This window comes from Kaistia terrae (genome assembly GCF_026344005.1).
Lineage (GTDB): Bacteria > Pseudomonadota > Alphaproteobacteria > Rhizobiales > Kaistiaceae > Kaistia > Kaistia terrae.
Genome location: NZ_JAPKNH010000005.1, coordinates 119697 through 141341 on the forward strand (window position 1 = coordinate 119697; position 21645 = coordinate 141341).

General features: G+C 63.7%; 21 protein-coding genes. 7 read left to right on the forward strand and 14 right to left on the reverse strand.

All coding sequences use genetic code 11. The features are described 5' to 3' along the window. Window positions 1-40 precede the first annotated feature (40 nt). Window positions 41-2545, reverse strand: coding sequence for a heavy metal translocating P-type ATPase (locus tag OSH12_RS15655; RefSeq protein WP_266344522.1), 2505 nt, complete (start codon window positions 2543-2545; stop codon window positions 41-43). A gap of 162 nt (window positions 2546-2707) precedes the next feature. Between OSH12_RS15655 and OSH12_RS15660 the strand changes: the two genes are divergently transcribed. After that, window positions 2708-2902: a heavy-metal-associated domain-containing protein gene (locus OSH12_RS15660; RefSeq protein WP_266344523.1), complete on the forward strand. Its 195-nt coding sequence runs from the start codon at window positions 2708-2710 to the stop codon at window positions 2900-2902. A 213-nt stretch (window positions 2903-3115) separates the two neighbouring features. Here OSH12_RS15660 and cuyB read toward each other — a convergent pair whose 3' ends face one another. The 4 genes from cuyB to OSH12_RS15680 are packed head-to-tail and all read right to left on the reverse strand — an operon-like array spanning window position 3116 to window position 6269. Next, on the reverse strand, window positions 3116-3877 hold the full coding sequence (gene cuyB / locus OSH12_RS15665) for a cysteate racemase (RefSeq protein WP_266344524.1): 762 nt from the start codon (window positions 3875-3877) through the stop codon (window positions 3116-3118). After that, on the reverse strand, window positions 3874-5247 hold the full coding sequence (locus OSH12_RS15670) for a dicarboxylate/amino acid:cation symporter (protein WP_266344525.1): 1374 nt from the start codon (window positions 5245-5247) through the stop codon (window positions 3874-3876). Before OSH12_RS15670 ends, cuyB begins: the two co-directional genes overlap by 4 nt. A gap of 3 nt (window positions 5248-5250) precedes the next feature. Next, complete coding sequence (locus OSH12_RS15675; protein ID WP_266344526.1) at window positions 5251-6072, reverse strand: substrate-binding periplasmic protein; 822 nt, start codon at window positions 6070-6072, stop codon at window positions 5251-5253. A gap of 26 nt (window positions 6073-6098) precedes the next feature. Next, window positions 6099-6269, reverse strand: coding sequence for a hypothetical protein (locus tag OSH12_RS15680; protein WP_266344527.1), 171 nt, complete (start codon window positions 6267-6269; stop codon window positions 6099-6101). A gap of 376 nt (window positions 6270-6645) precedes the next feature. Between OSH12_RS15680 and OSH12_RS15685 the strand changes: the two genes are divergently transcribed. Then, complete coding sequence (locus OSH12_RS15685) at window positions 6646-7626, forward strand: SDR family oxidoreductase (RefSeq protein WP_266344753.1); 981 nt, start codon at window positions 6646-6648, stop codon at window positions 7624-7626. 124 nt (window positions 7627-7750) lie between these two features. On the opposite strand, the gene OSH12_RS15690 is transcribed toward OSH12_RS15685, so the two are convergent. Next, window positions 7751-8779 (reverse strand): helix-turn-helix transcriptional regulator, encoded by a 1029-nt coding sequence (locus OSH12_RS15690; RefSeq protein ID WP_266344528.1) that lies wholly within the window; start codon window positions 8777-8779, stop codon window positions 7751-7753. Between the two features lie 137 nt (window positions 8780-8916). On the opposite strand from OSH12_RS15690, the gene OSH12_RS15695 reads away from it, so the two are divergent. The 5 genes from OSH12_RS15695 to OSH12_RS15715 are packed head-to-tail and all read left to right on the forward strand — an operon-like array spanning window position 8917 to window position 14459. Continuing rightward, complete coding sequence (locus OSH12_RS15695) at window positions 8917-9795, forward strand: sugar phosphate isomerase/epimerase family protein (RefSeq protein ID WP_266344529.1); 879 nt, start codon at window positions 8917-8919, stop codon at window positions 9793-9795. Next, window positions 9792-11312 (forward strand): sugar ABC transporter ATP-binding protein, encoded by a 1521-nt coding sequence (locus OSH12_RS15700; protein WP_266344530.1) that lies wholly within the window; start codon window positions 9792-9794, stop codon window positions 11310-11312. The genes OSH12_RS15695 and OSH12_RS15700 overlap by 4 nt, the downstream gene beginning before the upstream one ends. Beyond that, window positions 11309-12295, forward strand: coding sequence for an ABC transporter permease (locus OSH12_RS15705; RefSeq protein ID WP_266344531.1), 987 nt, complete (start codon window positions 11309-11311; stop codon window positions 12293-12295). The genes OSH12_RS15700 and OSH12_RS15705 overlap by 4 nt, the downstream gene beginning before the upstream one ends. Then, window positions 12292-13275 (forward strand): ABC transporter permease, encoded by a 984-nt coding sequence (locus OSH12_RS15710; RefSeq protein WP_266344532.1) that lies wholly within the window; start codon window positions 12292-12294, stop codon window positions 13273-13275. Before OSH12_RS15705 ends, OSH12_RS15710 begins: the two co-directional genes overlap by 4 nt. Before the next feature lie 56 nt (window positions 13276-13331). Next, window positions 13332-14459, forward strand: a complete 1128-nt coding sequence (locus tag OSH12_RS15715) for a substrate-binding domain-containing protein (RefSeq protein ID WP_266344533.1) — start codon at window positions 13332-13334, stop codon at window positions 14457-14459. Between the two features lie 136 nt (window positions 14460-14595). On the opposite strand, the gene OSH12_RS15720 is transcribed toward OSH12_RS15715, so the two are convergent. From OSH12_RS15720 to OSH12_RS15760, 8 genes are all read right to left on the reverse strand, one after another. After that, a complete protein-coding gene (locus OSH12_RS15720; RefSeq protein ID WP_266344534.1) occupies window positions 14596-15846 on the reverse strand; it encodes an LVIVD repeat-containing protein in 1251 nt (416 codons plus the stop codon). Between the two features lie 53 nt (window positions 15847-15899). Continuing rightward, window positions 15900-16616, reverse strand: a complete 717-nt coding sequence (locus tag OSH12_RS15725; RefSeq protein WP_266344535.1) for a FadR/GntR family transcriptional regulator — start codon at window positions 16614-16616, stop codon at window positions 15900-15902. Between the two features lie 141 nt (window positions 16617-16757). Beyond that, window positions 16758-17912 (reverse strand): mandelate racemase/muconate lactonizing enzyme family protein, encoded by a 1155-nt coding sequence (locus tag OSH12_RS15730; protein ID WP_266344536.1) that lies wholly within the window; start codon window positions 17910-17912, stop codon window positions 16758-16760. A gap of 20 nt (window positions 17913-17932) precedes the next feature. Then, on the reverse strand, window positions 17933-18307 hold the full coding sequence (locus tag OSH12_RS15735; protein ID WP_266344537.1) for a TOBE domain-containing protein: 375 nt from the start codon (window positions 18305-18307) through the stop codon (window positions 17933-17935). Then, window positions 18195-19112 (reverse strand): carbohydrate ABC transporter permease, encoded by a 918-nt coding sequence (locus tag OSH12_RS15745; RefSeq protein ID WP_323180666.1) that lies wholly within the window; start codon window positions 19110-19112, stop codon window positions 18195-18197. Before OSH12_RS15745 ends, OSH12_RS15735 begins: the two co-directional genes overlap by 113 nt. Window positions 19113-19188: 76 nt before the next feature. Then, entirely contained in the window at window positions 19189-20397 is a 1209-nt protein-coding gene (locus OSH12_RS15750) for an ABC transporter substrate-binding protein (protein WP_266344538.1), read from the reverse strand. Between the two features lie 328 nt (window positions 20398-20725). After that, on the reverse strand, window positions 20726-21163 hold the full coding sequence (locus OSH12_RS15755) for a DUF2721 domain-containing protein (RefSeq protein WP_266344539.1): 438 nt from the start codon (window positions 21161-21163) through the stop codon (window positions 20726-20728). Between the two features lie 71 nt (window positions 21164-21234). Beyond that, on the reverse strand, window positions 21235-21594 hold the full coding sequence (locus OSH12_RS15760; RefSeq protein WP_266344540.1) for an HdeA/HdeB family chaperone: 360 nt from the start codon (window positions 21592-21594) through the stop codon (window positions 21235-21237). Window positions 21595-21645: the final 51 nt, after the last annotated feature.

Here is a 21645-nt window from a genome sequence, read left to right on the forward strand (position 1 = left end):
CGGCAGCCGACCTGGATATAGGGTCGGCCGCCGCCGTTTGTCAGTTCGCCACCTTGAACGTGCGCAACCGCAGTGCATTGCCGAGCACGAACACGCTCGACAGGGCCATGGCGCCCGCGGCGAAGACAGGCGACAGCAGGATGCCGTAGGCCGGATAGAGCAGGCCCGCCGCGACCGGGATCAGAGCCGTGTTGTAGGCAAACGCCCAGAACAGGTTCTGCCGGATGTTGCCGATCGTCGCCTTCGACAAGGCGATCGCATTCGGCACGCCCTGCAGGCTGCCCGACATCAGGACCACGTCCGCCGCCTCGATGGCGATGTCCGTACCGGTGCCGATGGCGAGACCCACATCCGCCTCGGCCAGGGCCGGGGCGTCGTTGATGCCGTCGCCGACGAAGGCGACCTTGCCGTACTTGGCCCGGAGGCGACGAACCGCGTCGACCTTGCCGTCCGGCAGGACTTCCGCCACCACTTCGTCGATCCCCAGCCGAGCCGCTATCGCCTTGGCCGTGCGGGCATTGTCGCCGGTGATCATCGCGACCTTGAGGCCGAGATCGTGCAGGGCCTTGATTGCCGCGGCCGTGGTGTCCTTGATCGGGTCGGCCACGGCGATGATTGCCGCGAGCTTGCCGTCGATTGCGGCATAGAGGGGCGACTTGCCCTCATTGCCCAGACGCTCGGCGAACTGAGCGAACGCTGCCACGTCATGGCCGAGTTCGAGCATGTAGCGGTCCGCGCCGATCTCGACGTGCTTGCCGTCCACTTTGGCCCTGACGCCGAAGCCCGTCACCGATTCGAAGTCCGACACGGTTGGCAATGCAATGCCTTCCCCGATGGCGGCTTCCACGATCGCGCCGGCAATCGGGTGTTCCGACCTGGCCTCGACAGCGGCGACAAGCCCCAGGACATTCGACCGGTCGAAGCCAGCGGCCAGTTCCAGGTCGGTCAGGGCCGGCTTGCCCTCGGTCAGCGTGCCCGTCTTGTCGAGAGCGACCACCTTGGCGTCTTTCAGCAGCTGGAGCGCTTCACCCTTGCGGAAGAGCACGCCGAGCTCGGCGCCACGGCCGGTACCCACCATGATGGAGGTCGGCGTCGCCAGCCCCATCGCGCACGGGCAGGCGATGATCAGGACGGCGACGGCATTGACCAGCGCGAAGGTGAGCGCGGGCGACGGCCCGAAAGCGAGCCAGGCCGCAAAGGTCAGCGCCGCGACGGCGAACACGGCCGGGACGAACCACATGGTGATCTTGTCGACCAGCGCCTGGATCGGCAGCTTGGAGCCCTGCGCCTCTTCAACCATGCGGATGATCTGCGAAAGGACCGTATTGCCGCCGACCGCCGTGGCGCGGAACGCGAACGCACCTTTCTGGTTGACCGTGCCACCGACGACCTCGCTCCCCACCGACTTGGAAACCGGGATCGGCTCGCCGGTGATCATCGACTCGTCCACATAGCTTGAACCTTCGACCACCTCGCCATCGACGGGCAGGCGTTCGCCGGGACGAACCTCGACGATATCGCCGGAAACGACCGAGGCGATCGGCAGATCGACGGTCTTGCCGTCCCTTTGGACGCGCGCTGTCTTGGCCTGAAGGCCGGCCAGACGCTTGATCGCTTCCGATGTCCGGCCCTTGGCGCGGGCCTCGAGCAGACGGCCGAGCAGAATCAGCGTCACGATGACCGCGGCGGCTTCGAAATAGACGTTGATCGTTCCTGGCGGCAGGAAGCCGGGTGCGAAGGTTGCGACCAGCGAATACCCATAGGCAGCAAGCGAACCGACAGCCACGAGCGAGTTCATGTCCGGGGCAAGACGCCAAAGCGCCGGGAGCCCCTTTTCATAGAACCGAATGCCCGGAACGAAGAGCACCAGCGTTGTCAGGGCGAACTGGATGTACCAGCTCCATTGCATGCCGATCGTCGATTCGATGAGGCCATGCACGCCCGGAATAAGGTGCGATCCCATTTCGATAAGGAAGATCGGCGCGGTGAGGACCGCCGCGATGGTGAAGTCGCGGGTCAGTTCGCGGCGCTCGGCTTCCTTCTTCTCGGCTCGCTCGGCGTTCTCGTCGATACCATCATGGCTGACGGCCGCGCCGATCAGTTTTGCCTCGTAGCTGGCGTCTTCGATCGCCGCGATCAGGGTTGCCGCATCGGCGGTTCCGCGGATCGTGGCGCGCTCTGTCGCGAGATTGACGACCGCCTCCGTCACGCCGGGAACAGCCTTCAGCGCGCGCTCGACGCGGCCGACGCAGGATGCGCAGGTCATGCCCTCGATCGATAGCTCCGTGGGGCCAGACGAACCAGCAGCTTGGGCCGGCACGGAATAACCGGTGCTTTCGATGACCTCGACAAGCTTCGCGCGGGTGACGGCCGATTGGGCTGTGATGCTCGCGCGTTCCGTGGCCAGGTTGACCGATACGGACTCAACGCCTGGCACTGCCTTCAGGGCCCTTTCGATACGACCGACGCAGGACGCGCAGGTCATACCCTCGATGGGTAGCGATATCGTTCCAGGCAGGCCTGTTGCTCGAGCGGGGGCATTCATTGCCGCCTCCTTTATCGTTCCGAAATTCAAGTTCGGACTGAAAATGGGGCTTCCAGCCATGGGAAGGTCAAGGGCAAAAATTCGTCTTCTGCGACACTTGACCTTCCCATGGTTGGAAACCCCACCTTGAGCGACATGAGACCCAAACCAAGGAGAATTGTCGTGGAACTCAAAATCGAGAACATGACCTGCGGCGGCTGCGCCAGATCCGTCACCAAGGCGATCCAGTCGGTCGATCCCGATGCCAGGGTCGAGACCAATCCCGCCGCACGCGTGGTCAAGGTCGAGACGACCGCGACCACGGCGGCCCTGCAACAGGTTCTCGATGAAGCCGGCTATCCGGCCGTCGCGAACTGAACAGGAGCGACAATCATCAACAAGCTCACCCCGATCTTCATCGCAGGAGCCCTCGCCATCAGCGCGGGCCTGGCGATCGCGCAGAACCAGATCAACAAGGACGATCCGATGCAGGGTCACACTATGTCGGGCCTGGCGTCGCCTGCGCCTGCCTTGACACCCCGTCCATGAAGGCCTCCCTAGCCACCGCCGCGAAGAGGCTCGCGGCGGGACTTAACCCGTCGAGCGGGCGGCCGTCCGTGCTTCTCTGGCACGATCGGGTTTTGTGAGAAGTCCCAGTTGTCGAAGGCAGGTCCTGGCCAGGGCGGTGTTGCTGTCGACGATCCCCGATGGGTCGGTGTCGATCCGATGCGAGATGGCGGAGAGTTCCGTGCATGCCAGGATCGTCACGTCGACGCTCTCCTCCCGGCACCGCGCGAGGGCCGAGTTGAGCGCGGTCGCGGCATCGGCCAGCGCTCCCGACTTGACGTCGCGGATGGCCGCGTCGACCAGGTTCTGGAAGTCCTGCCGGCGTGGCGCGTAAATTTCATGGTCAGCCGCCAGCAGCGCATTCTGATAGAAGCCGGAAGCAAGCGTTCCGCGGGTCGCCAGAAGCGTGACGCGGCGAGCGCCGGGGAACTGCGCCATCTCTTCGACGACGCTGTCGACGATATGGACGATTTTCGCTCGCGTCGCGCGGCTGAGCGCGTCGAACCAGTGATGCGCCGTATTGCAGGGGATCGCGATGCGCTCGACGCCAAGCTTGTCCAGGGTCGAGACCGCGTCCATCAGTGCGTCCAGCACCGCATCGGAACCGTTGAGGATGGCTTCGGTGCGGTCCGGAAGCTGGGGCAGGCTGAGCAAAACAAGCGGAAGATGATCGGTGTCCGTGCGTGCCGGCGTCAACTCCGTGAGCTTGCGGTAAAAGTCGGCGGAGGCCAGTGGCCCAAGTCCGCCGATGATGCCCAGACGAAGGCCGAGCCGGCTGGCCGTCATGCCGTCGCCACCTGCGCGGGCGGAATCCCGGCGGGTATCGTTTCGGCCTCGGCGATCTCCCGCGAATGCGGCGCGATGGCCGCGGTGACGGCTGTCACGGTCGAAACGCTGGCAAGGGTCATGAAGGTGTCCGAAACCGCATCGACAGCGACGAACAGCACGAAAGCGGCTTCGAACGGCAGCTGCAGGTAGCCGCACACGACCGACATCTGCGAAAGGATCACCAGACCGGCCATGCCGGTTGTGGTGAGTGCCAGCAGCGCCGAGGACACGCCGATCAGCGCGAGGTCGCTGAACGAGAGCGTGCGTCCGTAGAGCTGCGCGATGAAGATCACGCCGCCGACATAAAGGAAGATCGCTCCGGTGCGCAGTAGCGCCGCCTGCAGCGGGGCCAGCAGTTCGACGATGACCTGGTTGAACTTCATCCGTTCCACCAGGAGATTGATGATCCACGGTATAGAGGCAATGGTCGAACGCGTGGTGATCACCACCATCAGCAGCGGCTGGAACGCCTTGATGGTGGACCAATATCCTCGGCGGGAGCGGACTGCGACGATCATGACCGCCGCGATCATGACGACCAGCGTCGAAAGGCCCATCACGACCAGAAAGCCGCCCATAAGGGTCAACGGCTCCGGCCCGACCTGTGCGGTCTGCTCGGCGATCAGGATGAAGGTGGCGATCGGCAGGCCCCAGACGAACCAGTTGGTCAGGATGATGCAGGCGCGGTAGATCGCGTCGAGGCCCTGAGCCAGGCTGGCGGCGGATTTTTGCGGAACCTGGCCGACGGCCAGGCCGAAGAGCAGGCAGAACAGCAGTACCTGGATCGTTTCGCCCTTGGCCAGCGCGCCGAAAACGTTGCTGGGCACGAGATGGAGGAGGATACCCAGCGGACCGGAATTCTGGCTGACCTCCTGCGGTGCTGCCAGGGATAGTTGCAAGTCGGTCGACACGGCGCCTTGGGAATTGATGAACATGCCGAGCCCGATGCGCGTCTGCGGATCGTCGATCTGGCCGGGTTGCATGAGCAACGACAGGGTGCCGCTCAAGGCGACACCGAGGACCGAAACGATCACGACCGCAAGCGCGATGCGTGGCAGGTATCGCACCGATTGGGGATTCTGCACCATCGAGGTGATCGAGAAGATCACCGACGAGACCAGCAGTGGCAGAACGACCATCGTCAGCAGGTTGAGATAGACCTTGGCGACGGGCGCCAGCGCATGGGCGATCGCCGGCGCATGGATGCCGCAGACGATTCCGGCCGCGATCAGCACCAGCGTGGTGAACGGCGAACGCAGGACGCGCTTGAGCAAGGTGAAGGTATTGAAACGTGGCGCCGGCGCGGGGAGGATCTCGTCCGTTGACACGCGTCAAACCCCCTTGCTGGCGCGATACTGCGCGATGATTTCATCGGTCTTCAGGACGGCGCCGCCCTGCGAAATGTCGAGGAACAGATCGACGAAAGCGGCCAGGTGCGTGGCGTCCGGCCGAATGCCGATCGCCAGCGTGTCCGTCTTGTCGTTCAAAGTGATCGAACGCGCGACGACGGTAAGAGAGGGATCATCGACGAGCAGCTTCTTGATCTCGAAATCGTCCCGATAGGCCATGTCGATCTCTTCGGCACGAACCGCGTCGATCATCGACGTCCAGTCGGCGAACTCGCGGATGCTGGCCTTGGGGAAGCTCGTGCTGGCAAACTCGGCGAAGGCCGAATGGCCGATGACGCCCAGCACGCCGCTGAAATCGCGTATGACCTGCTCGATCGGCTGGCTGCCGGCCATCCGCGCCAGCCTTGTGCGATTGGCGATGAGGCCGTGATTGAACACCGCGTAAGGGCGTGAGTAGCGGATCAGGCGCCCGCGGCGCACGGTGCGGCTGAGTTTGCATATCGCCAGATCGGCGGCGCCGGCGGCGATCAGATCGACGGCCTCGTCGAAGGTTCCCGGCTGCCGGTCAAAGGTGACATTAACCTCCAGCATGCGGGCGATCGCCTGGCTGAGGGTGACGTCGATGCCTGCGTTATCCGCCCCCGAGGCCTCGAAGAAGGGAGGCGACGCGAAGCGCGGCATGGCGATCCGCAGCGGCTGGTCGCGATAGATGCGGGAGAGATCGCTCAGCGGCTCTGCGAACGCGCGCGGCGCGGCGATGGCAGCCAAGGCGCCGCCCAGCAAGGCGCGCCGGGACAGATTCATGGGTCGCCGCATTGCCAACATCGATGTCATGGAGCCAACAGCCGGATCGGAAGAAGAGCGACGTCGATTTTTTCGGCGCCCAATGGTTTGGCTAAGAAGCTTTCACCCTGCAACGGGGAGGCGCCCTCGATCCTGATATCGGATGAGGTGGAGAGGCCATGAATGGATGCGGTAGCAATCCCCCGGCTCAATTCCATGGGCTTTGTTCCCGTCGACCTTGCGCAGAATGACGTTTCACATGGGTCAAAGCTCTCTCACGCTCCCCGAGAATCCATTGTCGACTAAATCGTATGGCTGCCAAGTCAGGCAGTTTCCTTGGTAGGCTTACCTAGCGCAAGGTGCCGCATCGAACATTCTGCGGCGATGGGCAGCGCCCGCGCTAGCCAGAGAGCTCGCCTGAGAGACGTCTCGCGCTCGAGCAACGCGGCGCGGAAGCGATGGAGCAGGGGAACTCGATCGGCGTCGATGCTGCCGGACTGCCCGGATCAGGGTCCGTTGGCGCGAGGTTGCAAGCCATGCCAGTGTCTTCCGAGCGAAAGCAGTGAGTCTCCGTATCCGGCAAAGGTTTTTCAGATGGCACTGAGCATTCTCTTCATCGGCGGTACCGGCCAGATTTCCTTTCCATGCGTCGAGCGCGCCGTCGCGCAGGGGCACGATGTCAGCGTCTTCAATCGCGGCAAGCGGGAGAACGCGCTGCCCTCAGGCGTCACGTCCATCGTCGGCGATCTGGCGGGCGCAGAGTATGCCGATCTGGCCAAGGAGAACTTTGACGTCGTATGTCAGTTCATTGCCTTCACGCCCGATCAGGTGGCGCGGGACATCGAAATATTCACCGGCCACTGCGGGCAATACATCTTCATCTCTTCGGCTTCCGTTTATGAAAAGCCGGCGCGCCATTATGTGATCACCGAGAACACGCCGGCGATCAATCCTTTCTGGCCCTATAGCCAGGCCAAAATCGCCTGCGAAAAGCTGCTGGAGGATTCCCAGGGACTGAATTGGACCATTGTGCGACCCAGCCATACGGTTCGCACCGGCCTGCCGATCATGATGGGCGACAGCGATATCATGGCGCGCCGCATGCTGGACGGCGAGCCCACCATTGTCGCCGGAGATGGCCATACGCCCTGGACGCTGACCCGATCGGTCGATTTCGCCGTGCCGTTTGTCGGGCTGTTCGGCAACAAGGCCGCGCTGAATGACGTTTTTCACATCACCAATGACCGCGCCCATATCTGGGACGATATCCAGAAGGCCATTGCTCGTCTGCTTGGCGTTGAAGCCAGGATCGTGCATGTCCCGACCGATACGCTGGTCCGCTACAACCCGGAGTGGATCGGCCCGCTGACCGGCGACAAGGCTTGGACGGCGATCTTCGATAATTCCAAGATCAAGAGCGTGGTCGGTGACTTCAGCTGCGCCGAGAGCCTCGACGAAATTCTGGCCGAGCCGATCGCACACCTCAAGCAACGCCTGGCAACGCAACGCCCTCCCAAAGGCGAGTTCGACGCCCTGGTAGATCGGATTTGCCGGGAGCAGGCGGCGCTGGGCTAAGTCCAGCGCAAGGGCGCTTGTCACACTCGATGCGGCTACGCGCCGCTCAGATCTCCGGCGTAGGTTCGTGCCGGAGATCTGTTTGTTTCTGCGGCACGAACTCGGTTCGCCTTTGATCTAAGCCCTACCTTTGAGCCGCGATTGCTCTTGGCGCGTAGCCGTAGCGCTTGCGAAACGCGTAGGAAAAATACTGGCTGGAGTTGAAGCCGCAGGCCATCGCGATGTCGGTGATGCTGGGGCGCTTGGCGCCCTGCAGCATGACGGTCGCCCGTTCGAGCCGCAGATGCTGGAGGTATTGCAGCGGGCTCATATTGGTCAGCAATTTGCAGTAGTCGGCGAACCGCGTCCGCGAGAGCCCGCATTCCTCGGCCATTCCCTCCAGCGTCCAGCCTTCCTCGGCGCGTGCGGGCAGGCGACGGAGGAAGATCGCAACGGTGTGCCGGGCAGTCGACAAATTGGGGTCGAGCGCCGGCGCCTGTTCCATCATGCGGTCGATCAACGCGAGCATGACCGTATTGATCGCCACCTTGAGCCGTGTTTCGCCGGTCTCCGGCGTCCGGTTGGCGAGGATCGGCGCGATGGCTTCGAATGCACTGCCAAGCTCGCTGTTGCCGTCCCAGACGGGCTGTTCGTTCTGGGTCAGGATTTTGCCGAGCGTCCTGGCCTCGTCTTCGGAGAACACCATCCACTCGGGCCAACTCCAGCTTTCGTTCGGTCGCCGCAGTCCGCCGTCGAGAATGAGCCACAACAGGCGGCTGGGACCCACGACCGGATCACCGATCGAGTGCAACTGCCAGGGGCGGATGACGATGAACTGGCCCTGCCGAAGCAAGTGTTCCGTTTCGTCCACGACCAGCCGAAGGCTTCCGCGTGACAGAAACGCGATCTTGAAGCCCTCGTTGCAATGGCGCTTCAGTCCCCAGGTCTGCTGGAACTTCGCGTCCCAGTAGCCGGTGGTACAGATGCCCGGCAGTCGCTCGCCCAGCGATGTTCCGGGATAGCTTCCGCGCGTCCAGGCGCGCAGCTCCACCTCGCCCTGGCCGGCCGCGATCTGAAGGTCCCGGCAATTGTCCGAATACATCAGCGAGTTCGGCTGGCGGAACACCGTGAGCCTGGGCTTCGGATCGATATTGGCGCCGATTTGTGTGTTCAAGGTCCCCTCCCAAAGCCAAGACGGTTTTAAGCTATTTACCAATGTTGATTGTTGCAAGCCACGATTCCGGCGATGTGGCAACGTCGATTCGTTGACTGGGAGGTCGTTGCAATGCGCGTATCTGGGAGTGGCCGGCGTTGAAGGTCGCGTTCAATCTTCTTGTTCTCGGCGCCGAGATCACGGCTGACCATGCGCCGGTGCTCGAACGCCTCAAGGCGCTGGGCTATGACGGCGTCGAAGTGCCGGTCTTCACTGGGGACGTCCAACGCTATGCGGCACTGGGTGCGTTGCTGCGCGACATCGGCCTATCTGTGGCGACTGCGGGCACCGTTCCGCCGCAGGCCAATCCGATCAGTTCCGACCCTGCGGTGCGGGCCCGCGCCCGCGACCATCACAGCTGGCTCGTCGATTGCACCCATGCGATGGGTGGCGAGATCATTGCCGGCCCGGTCCATTCGCCAGTCGGTCACTTTACCGGCCTCGCTCCGACGTCGGACGAACTGGCCTGGTGCGTCGAGGCAATGCGGTCCCTGGCGGAATACGCTGCACCGGCGGGCGTCCGGATCTCGGCCGAAGCCGTCAATCGATTCGAATGCTACGTCATGTCGACGATGGCTGAGGCCTCCGCCATCTACCGGCGGGTGGACCATCCCAACTACGGCTACATGTTCGATACGTTCCACGCCAACATCGAGGAAAAGCACCCGGTCGCGACCTACGAAGTTTACCACCGCGAGATCAATCACTACCATATTTCGGAGAACGACCGCGGCGTGCCGGGAACCGGGCACGTGCCGTTCCCAGCCCATTTCGATGCGCTCCGGCGCTGCCGCTATGATGGCTGGCTGACCGTCGAGGCGTTTGGTCGTTCCGTTCCCGAGCTTGCCGGCGCGACGCGTGTCTGGCGCGATCTGTTCGAGGATCGGGACCGCCTGTTCTTGGACAGCATCGGCATGATCCGGCGCGAATGGCAGGCGGCGGGCGAGCGGCTGGCGGCAGGCACGGTGGTTGCATGACCGCCGTTCTCGAAATGCGCGGCATCGGCAAGGCCTTCGGCACCGTCAAGGCTCTGGACGCGGTCGATTTCGACTGCCGCGCCGGCGAGGTCCATGTGATCTGCGGCGAGAACGGCGCCGGAAAATCGACCCTGATGAAGGTTCTCGGCGGCAGCTATCGCCCCGATACAGGCGAGGTTCTCCTCGATGGCGAGCCCGTCCGTTTCCAGCATCCGGCCGAGGCGCGCGCCGCCGGTATCTCGATCGTGCATCAGGAACTGAGCCTGCTGCCGTTCCGAACGGTAGCGGAAAACATCTTTACCGGCATGGAACCGACGCGATGGGGCCTGCTCGACCGGCGCCAGATGGACGAACGCGCGCGCTCGCTGCTGGATCGGCTCGGATCCTCGATCTCGACAAGCGCCCTGGTCGCCGATCTCTCGATCGCCGAGCAGCAACTGGTCGAGATCGCCAAGGCGATGCTGGTGAATGCCAAGGTGCTGGTGATGGACGAGCCGACAGCGGCTCTCGACGATCATGATGCCCACTCCCTGCTCAAGCTGGTCGGGCGCATGAAGACTGAAGGCGTGGCGATCATCTACATCTCGCACCGCATGCCCGAAGTGATGGCGATTGCCGATCGGGTGACCGTGCTCAAGGACGGCCGTCACATTTGGACCCGCGATCGCCGGGATGTGACGATCAATGCCATCGTGACCGCCATGGTCGGTCGCGAGTTGCAGGATTTCTATCCGGCGCGCGGCGCGACCGAGCCGGGCTCGCCGGTGTTGGAGATTAGCGGCGGCCAGAGCCGGTATCTGCGCGACATCAACTTCTCGGCCCGCGCCGGGGAGATCGTCGGCGTCGCCGGGCTCGAGGACTCGGGCAAGGGCGCGCTGGCAAGAGCCTTGTTCGGCGACTCGCCGCTTGCAGCCGGCGAGGTGCGGATTTCAGGCCAGCCAGTGTCGCTCCATTCGCCCCGTCAGGCGGCGGCAGCCGGAATTGGCTATCTGCCCGGCGATCGCAAGCGAGAGGGAATCGCGCCGCGTCAGTCGGTTCGCGACAACGCGCTGCTGACCTTGCAGGCCATGGCGCCCGCGCTCTCTTCGCCAAATGGCGGAGCCCGGTCGCGGCAGAAGGTGGATCAGAGCCTACGGCACATGGATGTCCGCGCCGGTGATTTCGGCCAGGAGATTTCGACACTCTCCGGCGGCAACCAGCAGAAGGCGATCATCGCCCGCTGGCTGATGCGTAATCCACGCGTCTTCGTCTTCGTCTTCGTCGAACCGACGCGCGGCATCGACGTCGCCGCCAAGGCCGCGATCTACCAGACGATGCGCGCGCTGGCGAATGAGGGCCGCGCCATCGTCATGATCTCGTCCGACCTGCCGGAAATCGTCGGCGTCAGCGACCGTATCGTCGTCATGCATCAGGGCCGCATCGCCGGTGAGCTGCCGGCCGGCGCCGAAGAAGGCGCGGTCATGCAATTGGCGCTCGGCGTCGCCGCCGCTGCGACCGGGCGGGAGATGGCGTCATGAGCATCGACATCCTTCCCGCCGGCAGGGCGAGGCGAGGTTTTCGCGATGTGCCGGTGCCGGTCGTCGTGATCGCGCTTGCCGCCATCATCTACGTGACCGCCGCTGTCATTACCGGCCAGACCAACCAGATATCCTTTGCCGGCCTGACGGGCCTGCTGCAGAGGACGGTCGCGCTCGGGCTTGTCGGCCTCGGCCAGACCTTCGCGATCCTCGTCGGCTCGATCGACCTTTCCGTCGCCGCGCTGATCAGCACGGTCGCCGTGCTGGCCTCCTATCTGATGCAGGGCGATCCCGGCATGATCGTTCCGGCGATCGCGGCGTGCCTCGCGCTTGCGCTTTGCGTCGGCGCGATCAATGGCGGCCTGGTCGCCTATTGGGGCATCAATCCGCTGATCGCGACGTTGTCGACCGGGCTGATCCTGCAAGGCGTGCTGTCGGCCGGCTTCACCTATCTCGGCGGACGCGTCGCGCCCGAGTATCAGGCCTTGGCCTATCAGGGGCTTTTCGGCGTGCCCCTACCGGTGCTGCTGCTGGCGGTACTGGCGCTCGTCGCCTGGTTCGTGTTGGCAAAGACACGGTTCGGTGCCCACCTCTATGCCGTCGGCGGCAATCCGGATGGCGCGAAGCTCGCCGGACTTCGTGTCGAGCGCTTTGTGCTGGCAGCCCACATCATCGCCAGCTTGGGCGCCTGTGTGGCTGGCCTCTATCTGGCCGCCCGGCTGCAATCTGGCACGCCATGGATCGGCCGGGACGGCATCTACGATCTCGAATCCATCGCCATCGTCGTCATCGGCGGCACCGCGCTTTCGGGCGGCAAGGGCGGCGTAATTGGGACCATCGCCGGCGTGCTGCTCTTCGCCAGCCTTGATGCCAGCTTCAACATGTTCGGCGTCGATGCCTTCCTCAAGCAGGTCCTGCGCGGCGCGATCGTCATCGCGGCAGTCGCTGTCTACGCGGTTCGCAACAAGGGACACGTCGCATGACCGCCATTTCCGACACGGCGCGCGCGACGCGGCGCCTCTCGCTCCGAAACATCAACTTCGCGCTGGTGATCTTCGTCGTGCTCTATGCGGCGATCGTGGTCCTGCAGCCGAATTATCTCGACGCGGCGCTGTTCATGAATTTTCTGCGCCGGGCAGCGCCGCTGATCATCCTCGCCAGCGGACAGCTCTACGTCATCCTGTCGGGCGGCTTCGATCTGTCGATGGGGGCCGTCGTTACGCTGGTCGTTCTCGCCGCCTCGATGCTGATCGGCGGTGATCCGGAAATGACCTGGGTCGTCATTGCCAGTCTCTATGCGATGGGGCTGGCTGTCGGGCTGGCCAACGGCTTCATCGTCTCGTTCCTGAAGGTGCCGTCGATCATCGCGACGCTCGGCACGATGCTGCTCGTCAATGGCTTGGCGCTGGCCTGGTCGGGCGGCGCGCCGCGTGGCGATCTGCCGGACAATTTCCGCAATCTGGGGCGGCTGGTGCTGAAGGATGTCCCGCTGGTCGGCAGCCTGCCGATCGCCGTCCTTATCCTGGTGGTCGTCACCCTGCTGGCCTGGTGGGGGCTGCACGCCACGGCCTATGGCAAGCGGCTGCTCGCGGTCGGCGACAATCCGCGCGCCGCCGAGTTGGCGGGCGTTCCGGTCAAGCCGACCCGCATTTCGGCCTTCGTCATCTCGGCGCTTTCGGCCGTCACCGCCGGCATCCTGATCGGTGGGTTTTCCGGTGTTTCCGTCAATGCAGGGCGCGGCCTCGAATTGCAGGCAATCGCTGCCTGCGTGATCGGCGGCGCGCTGTTGCTCGGTGGTCGCGGCACCGTCGTCGGCGCGCTGTTCGGTGCGCTCAGCCTGTTCGCGCTTTTCACGCTGCTCAACCTGCTCGGGCTGCCGCAGGCCCTGCGGGACAGCCTGCAAGGCGTCATCCTGATTGCGGCCGTGGGGGCGAGTGTCCTGCGCCATCGCCGCTCAACCTGATTGTCCGCCAAGGCGGCAATTCAACAATAATTTCGTCAATGGAGAGGAGACCAGGGATGCAATTCAGATCGATTTTGGCGGCAACGCTGGCGGTCGCGTTTTCGACCGCTGCCTATGCCCAGGAATTCAACGACCCGGCTGAGTTCAAGAAGCAGCGGGAGCTGCTGTCGACCAAGGCCGAGGGCCCTGAGGGCAAGCCCTGGGAGCAGCATCTCGGCGGCGCGATGATCGACACCGCGAAGTTCAAGAAGGACGGACCGCACACGATCTGCTTCTCGAACGCCGGCGTCTTCAATCCCTGGCGCGTGGTCGGCCTCAACAACATGAAGGGCGAGGCCGCCCTGCAGAAGGATCGGATCCAGGAACTGGTCATCCTCGACGCCGAGGGCAAGGACGACAAGCAGATCTCCGACATCCAGTCGCTGCTCGATGGCGGCAAGTGCGACGTGCTGATCGTTTCGCCGACGACGACGGCGGCGCTGACGCCGGCGGTCGAGGCCGCCTGCGAGAAGCTGCCGGTCATCGTCTTCGACCGTGGCGTCAATACCAAGTGCCCCGTCACCTATATCCATCCGGTCGGCGGTTATGGCTTCGGCATTACCTCGGCGGAATTCATCGCCAGCAAGCTGCCGAAGGGCGCCAATGTCCTGGCGATCCGCATCGTTCCCGGCGTCGACGTTCTCGAGACCCGTTATTCGGCCGCCAAGTCGATCTTCGACGAAGCCGGCATCAACGTGATCGGCTCGGAGTTCACCAGCAGCGATCGCGCCAAGACCAAGTCGGTTGTCGAGGATTACATCAACCGCGGCGTGAAGATCGACGCGGTCTGGATGGATGCCGGCGACACGGCGACGGCGGCACTCGAAGCCTTCGAGGACGCCGGTCTGCCCTATCCGGTGATCAGCGGCGAGGACCAGCAGGACTTCCTGCGCAAGTGGCAGAAGGAGAACCTGGTCGCCATCGCGCCGTCCTATCCGACCTACCAGTGGCGCACGCCGATCATCGCCGCGCTCGACATCCTCGACGGCAAGCCGGTTCCCGGCCCGGAATGGAACCTGCCGCAGCCGGCGATCACCCAGGAGACGCTGGCGAGCTACATCGACGAGCGGATGCCGGCCCTGCACTACAGCCTCTGCGGCTGTCAGGAACTGCCCGGCTATCCCGAGCAGTGGGGCGGCAAGTAAGACCGAGCTGACACACAATTGAGATGGCCCCGACCGCCTGCCGGTCGGGGCCATTTTCTTTGACAGGCGCTGATGGTCTTCGCCGAGGCAAAGACGATCCCGCCGGGAGCGCGTGCCGCGCCAAAATCTCAGTCCCTCAGCCTGTCATCTCGATGATCGACAGACCCGCATTCATGTCGGTCAGGTAGAGGATGCCGTTGGCATCGACATAGACGTCATTGGCATGGAGGATCGGCGGGATGCCGGGGCGATGGTCGAGAATTCGTGTCGGCGCCGCCGGCACGAAAGCGCCGACCTCGACGGGGCGGTATGGATCGCGGATGTCGAAGGCGCGGACGCCGGCATTGTTGTAGGTGGCGAAGATCAGCTCCGACGAAACGAAGCCGCCGGGGCGGTTCTCGTGCAGATTATGCGGCCCGAAATGGCCGCCCTTCTTGACGTAGTCGATCTCGGACGGCGTCGGCATTGTTGAGATCGAGATCGGGTTTGACGGCTCGCGGATATCGAACAGCCAGATGTGCTTGATGCCGTCGGCGCAATCCGTCAGCACGGCCTCGTCCAGCACGACCAGCAGGTCGCGATCGACCAGCGGCAGAGCATTATGGGTGCCGCCGCCATAGGGCGGGCACCAGTTGCGGTGGGCGATCAGCTTGGGCGCCGTTTTGTCCTGGATGTCGAGCAGTGTCACACCGCCATCGCGCCAGGTGACATAGGCCGTGTCGCCGGAGACGAGACCGTGATGGCAGGAATAGCGCAGCGCCTTGTCGTCCCAGTCCGGCTTTTCGCCGGCGGCGATGTTCATGCCCGGCAGCCAATACTTGCCGGCGATCTTCGGCTGGGTCGGGTCGGCCATGTCGACGATCAGGAAGATGAAGTCGGAGAAACCGTCCAACATCGCTGACATGTAGGCCCAGCGGCCGCCGACATACCAGATCCGATGCACGCCGACGCCTTCCACCGGCATGAAGCCGATCTCGCGCGGCGCGGCAGGGTTCTTGATGTCGTAGACCCGGAAGCCGGCGCTGTAGCTTTGTTCCGCCTGAAGGCCGAGCTTGTCACTCATGGAGCCGACATAATACTTGCGCTCGTCCATCAGGACCGCGTCGCGATAGAGGTCCTTGGCGTTGACGACGAGCAGCAGGTCGTCATGCGCCTGCAGGTGCAGGGTCCAAGTATTGGGCGGGCTCGGCACATAGGCAACCGGCTTCGGGTTGCGCGGATCGCGCACGTCGATGACGGAAAAGCCCTGCGAGAACATGTGGCCGATGAAGGCATGGCCCTTGTTGACCATGATCTGGACGCCATCCGGGCGGCCGCCCTGATCGGAATAGCCGATCAGCCGCATGTTCTTGGCGTATTCGGCTTTCGGCAGATGATCGTTCGTCACGGCGTCCCTCATGGCTGAGCCGGGCAAGTCTTCGCTTGCCTCGACGGCTGTTGTTATTGAATGGACCTCTCGTCATCCGGCAGTGTCGTCAGGTAGTGGTCCTCGACGCGGCCGATATGCGAGTTCATGAGCGCGATCGCCTTGGTGACATCGCGATCCTCGATCGCCTGCACCATGATCGCGTGGTGGCTTTGGGAATCGACGCCATGCCGGGGATCGGCGAAGAACGCGTCCCGGCGCTGGCGCGACATCAGGTAGAACGGCGTCACCACGCGGACGAAAACGTCGTTCTGGCCGGCGCGGAAGATTGCCATGTGGAATTCGAGGTCCAGATCGGCGATGGAAATTCCAGCGTCGATCGCCGCCTGCGAATTGGCGAGGATGAGCTTCAGCGCGGCGAGATCGGCGTCCGTCCGTCGTTCGCAGGCTAGCTGCATCGCTTGCACCTCGAGGATCTTGCGAACCTCCATGCATTCGACAATCGTGCGCCGGTCGAGCGGTATATTGAGCTTGGAGTAGAGGACGAGCGCCTCGAGGCTGACCTGGTCGGCGACGCCGGAAAGATAGATGCCGGAATTGCGCCGCCGTTCGATGTAGCGGCTTGCCTCGAGAAAGGTCAGGGCCTCGCGGATGACGCCGCGGCCGACGGAGAAGCGATTGGTGAGATCGCGCTCCGATGGCAACCGCTCGCCCGGTTCATAGCCGCGCTGGCGGATGAACGACACGAGGTCGCTCACCGTTTTCAGAACCTGGTTTTCGCCATCCAACACTTTTGTCCCATTCTCCTGTTCGTCGATCCAGCCCGCATGATTAGAGCGTTTTCGAGCGAAGTGTGTGCGGTACGCGTGAAGAAAACGCGATCCATCCAAGAGGTAGAGCGTTGCGCCGTTTCGATGAAACGGTGAAAGGCCCTAGCGTGCGCCCTGTGCCGGCGTCTCGGCATAGGCGAGTCCGTCAATGAACGGATGAGCGCGTGCGAAGTCTTCGTCAACGTCGACGCCGATGCCTGGCCGCTCCAGCGGGGAGACGGTCCCGTCGGTGGCGACCGTGTAGGGCGTCGAGACGAGCTCGTCTCGGAACAGGTTGGCTTCCGAGATGTCGCCCTCGAAATAGCCGGCATTGTCGATCGAGGCGAGGACGTGGATGGTTACTGCCATGTTAAGGCCAGTCGTCGCCGTGTGCGGACAGATCGGCAACTTCCAGGCGGAGCCGAGTGCCGCGATCCGCAGCACCTCGGTGATGCCGCCCGCCTTGGAGAGGTCGGGCTGCAGGATGCCCACATGGCCATCCTCGATCAGGCGATGGAACTCGAAGCGGGTATAGTGGTTTTCGCCTGCCGCGAGCGGCACGTTGCTGCGATCAGCGGTGGCGTAGCTGCGGTGATCATGCGGGGCGAAAGGCTCTTCCAGCCATTCTACGCCGAGTTCCTCGAAGGCCGGCAATACCTTCAGCACGTCGGCGACCGTGTAATTGGTGTTGGCGTCGACCATGATGGTGAGATCGTCGCCAAAGGCTTTCCGCACAGCGGCGACGCGCGCGATGTCGCGGGCGGGCGTATCGCCGCCCCGCAGCTTGACCGCCTTGTAGTTGCCTTCAAGCGCCTGGGCGACTTCCTCGCAGAGCGAGGCCGGCTCGCTCCAGCCGAGCGAGACGCCGCCGGCATAGGCCTTGATCTTGCGGGCGGACCCGCCGAGCAGCTTGTAGAGCGGCCAGCCGACCGCCTTGCCGCGGATATCCCAGAGCGCCTGGTCGATACCGCTCATGGCGATCGAGGTCGCGGCGCCGAGGCCGTGGCTGCGCAACTGCATCGTGTAGATGCGCTGCCAGATGCCGACGACGTCGGTCGCATCCTCGCCGATCAGGAAGTAACGCAGCAGGCTGTTGACGACATGGGCGATCGAGCCGGCGGCGCGACCATGATGCGACTCGCCATAACCGACAATGCCATCCTCTGTCTCGATGCGAACCAGAACCGTGTCGCGGCGCAGCACCTTGCCGATGCCGAAGACGATGCCGTCTTCGACGGGAACCGAGAGTGCCTGAGCCTTGACGTCGACGATCTTCATGATGTCCCCCGGGGGTTATTCTAGAGCCGCTGACCGGTCGCGCCGTCGAACAGGGACAGGCGTGCCGGCGAGAGGCCGATGGGAAGGAAGCCCGTCCGCGCCATCGGGCGCTCGGAGCTGATGCGGATGGAGAGCGGTTTGCCGTCGAGCGAGGTCCAGACCAGCGTGTCGGCGCCCATCGGCTCGACCAGCTCGATGCGGGCCTCGGCCTGGAACGGCTCGCCGGCCGCCTCGTCACCGAGCCGGACATGCTCGGGCCGGACGCCGAGCGTCGCCGGCCGGTCATTCTCGGGCGCCGCCGCGAAGGCATAACCGTCGATGTCGATCTCGATCGTGTCGCTTTGGAACGTCGTCCGGCCGGCCCGGTGCGCAATGCGACCCTCGACGAAATTCATGCCGGGCGAACCGAGGAAGCCGGCAACGAAGCGATTGGCGGGAGTCGAATAGACCCGGTCCGGCGCATCCAGTTGCTGGATGATCCCGTCCTTCATCACCGCGACCCGATCGGCCAAGGTCAGCGCCTCCCACGGCGATCGCCAGCAGGACGACGGAGGTGACGATCATCGGTTTCAGCTCCGGCAGCACGATGCTGACATAGGCGCGCCAGATCGGGACGCCGTCGACGCGGGCAGCCTTCAGGATTTCGGAATCGACGCTGCGAAGCCCGGCCAGCAGCATGACCATGACGAGGCCGGCGCCCTGCCAGATCGCGGCGATGACCAGCGCGAAGATGGCTGTCTCGGGCCGCGCCAGCATGCCGAAGGCGAAGCTGTCCCAGCCGAGATCCCGCACGGCCTGCTCGATGCCGAGCTGCGGGTTGAACAGCCACTGCCAGACCGCGCCGGTGACGATGAAGGAAAGCGCATAGGGAAACAGGTAGATCGTCCGGAGCGTGTTCTCGAAGCGCACCCTCTGGTCGATGAAGACGGCCAGCAGGAAGCCGAGGACGAGGCAGCCAAGGATATAGCTCGCGCCGTAGATCAGGACGTTTTCGACGGAGACGGCCCAGCGTTCCGTCCCGAGCAGGCGACGGTATTGCGCGAGCCCCACGAACCGGGTGTTGGGCAGCACCTTGGACGAGGTGAACGAGATGAAGATCGTCCAGGCGATGCAGCCGAGATAGATGACGAGCACGAACACCGTCGTCGGCAACATGGCGACGAAGGACGGTGCATGGCTCGAGAGCCGTTGCGGCTTCACGATGGGCAATTCCTTGATGTCGACGGATGGGGCAGAGCCGGCGTGCGTCGGCTCTGCAAGATGCGGTAGGCGCCGACTACTCGACTGTCTCGAGGACCTTCGCGAGCGCCGTCGTCATTTCCGCAGCCGTCATCGCCGGGTTGTTCCAATAGGCAGTGATGACGTCGCGGACGGCGCCGAGCGCGTCGTTCGACATCAGGAACTGCGGATTGGGAACCTGGTTGGCCGTGACCTTCAGCACTTCGGCCGCATGCTGGGCGCACACATCCGTCGCCGAGACATCGATGTCCTGACGGATCGGGTTGGAGCCCTTCTTCATGTTGAACTGAAGCTGGGTGTCCGGGGCGAAAAGCACGCTGGCGAGCAGGGTCTGCGCCTCCGTCGCCTTCTCGTCCTTGAGCTTCGGCATGACGAAGACGTCGCCGCTCATGATCGAGACTTCCTGGCCCGGGAACAGGGTGCAGCCATATTCCTTGCCCGGCGTCAGACCCGCGGCGGCAAATTCGCCCTTGGCCCAGTCGCCCATGATCTGGAAGCCGGCCTTGTTGGTGATGACGAGATTGGTGGCGTCATTCCATTTGCGGCTGGAGCTGCCGGGATCGACATAGCCGCGCAGCTTGCCGAACACTTCGAACGCTTCCTGGACCTTTGGATCCTGCAATGCCGCGACATCGCGATCCCTGAGGATCTTCAGGTAAAGCTCAGGACCGGCGACGCTGACCAGCACCTTCTGAAACACGAAGCGCTCAGCCCAGGAACCGCCGCCCAGAGCGAGCGGAATGTAACCGGCTGCCTTGATCTTGTCCGCGGCGGCGAGGAAGTCGCCCCAGCTCTCGGGAGGCTTGCCGATGCCGGACTTGTCGAAGACTTCGGTCGAATACCAGATCCAGTTCTCGGTCTGCAGGTTGATCGGCACCGCCATGATCTTGCCGTCGCGGGTCACTGCGTCGAGGAAGGTCGGCGGAATGACGGCGGCCCAACCTTCCTTGCTTGCCACGACATCGACATCACGAAGCAGGCCGGCGTCGACGAGCTCCTCGAATGGTTTGCCGGTATTGAAATGCGAGGCGGAGGGCGGGTTGCCGCCGACGATACGGTTCATGGCAGCGGCCATCAGCGCGTCGTTGCCGGCAATAGCGCGGTCGACCCAGACGCCGCCCGCCTTCTGGAACTGCGAGGCGAAGACGCCGGCCGCGGCCGATTCACCGCCGGATGTCCATGGATGCATTACCTCCACCGACAGTTCCTGCGCGGCGGCAGGCGCCACCGTCAAGAATGCGGACATGGCAGCGAATGCGCAAAGCTTGGCTCGACTTGTCACAGGTTCCTCCTCCCACTCGCAATCGATTGGTCGATCGCATTGGGCTGGAGATTGATGTGGTCGACCGGAATTGTCAATCCAATTTGGTAGGACCAATTTTATAGCGCCATCGCAGCGATATGTCCCCTTCCGGTGACACCGTCGACGGTATCAAAGTTGATCTCGCGGCTGGACTGGCCGAGGGCGGGAGACCGGCGGCTCAGTCCGCGTCGACGTCTCCGTCGCTTTCGATACGCTGGCACTGGAGCCGCTGCTGCCGAAGGCGCAGGGCCATGCGGCGAGGCGTGTCGAGCTAGGGTAGATGGTCGAGTTCGACCAGGCCGATCGAAACCTCGCGCGCCAGCCCGACCAGCGCGGCGACGAAGAAAACCAGGGCCGCCACGAACAGCAATGCGGCGCCAACCTCATGATCGCGGTTGAAAAAGGCCGCGATAAAACTCCACACGATCAGCAGCGTGGTGCTGATGGCGCTTGCGATGGCGAGCGATATCGAGCGTTGCAGCAGCTTGGCGCGGACCTTCAATCGCGGAATGTCGGTCTTGAGCGGCGAGCGGTCATCGTCGGGATCGCGGATGCCGTGAATGGAGCGGCTGCGCTCGATGATCACGTTGAGGCGGGCGACTAGCAGGCCGACGAAGGAACCCGTCGCACCGAGCAAAAAAGCCGGGGCGGTGGCATGCAGCATAACCTGAGACAGTTGCGACAATGTCGGCACGTCTACCATCATCATTCGTTTGACCCGGAAAAGACTTTTCCTGAACCGGAGGGTGCCGACTTGGTCGACGGCCCCCTCCGCAAGGGCTATTTCAGCTCGATGCCGAGCTTGGCGCGTTCGTCCTTGAAGACGACGGCGATCGCATCGATGATCTTTTTGTCGAGATTGGCTTTGCAGTAGACGATGACCTCGTGTTCCACCTGCTTGCCCTTCTTGATGTCATAGTAGTGCTTCCGGGCAAGCCCGTTGTACCAGCCGCTATACCAGGCGGTGAGCGCGTCTGCGTCCTGCTGATATGTTCCGGCAAGCTGGGCGCAGGTCAGGGCCTGGACGTCCAGGAAGCCATTTTCGTCGGCATAGGCGGCAAGTGGCGTCGCGCTCTGGGCGAAGGCGGCAGAACCGCCGGACACCAGGATGGCGCCGGCAAGCAGGACGGTTCGGATCATTGCAGGGGCTCCGAGGTTGACTTGGTTTCGTCGTGCAGGCACCCGCCGGCC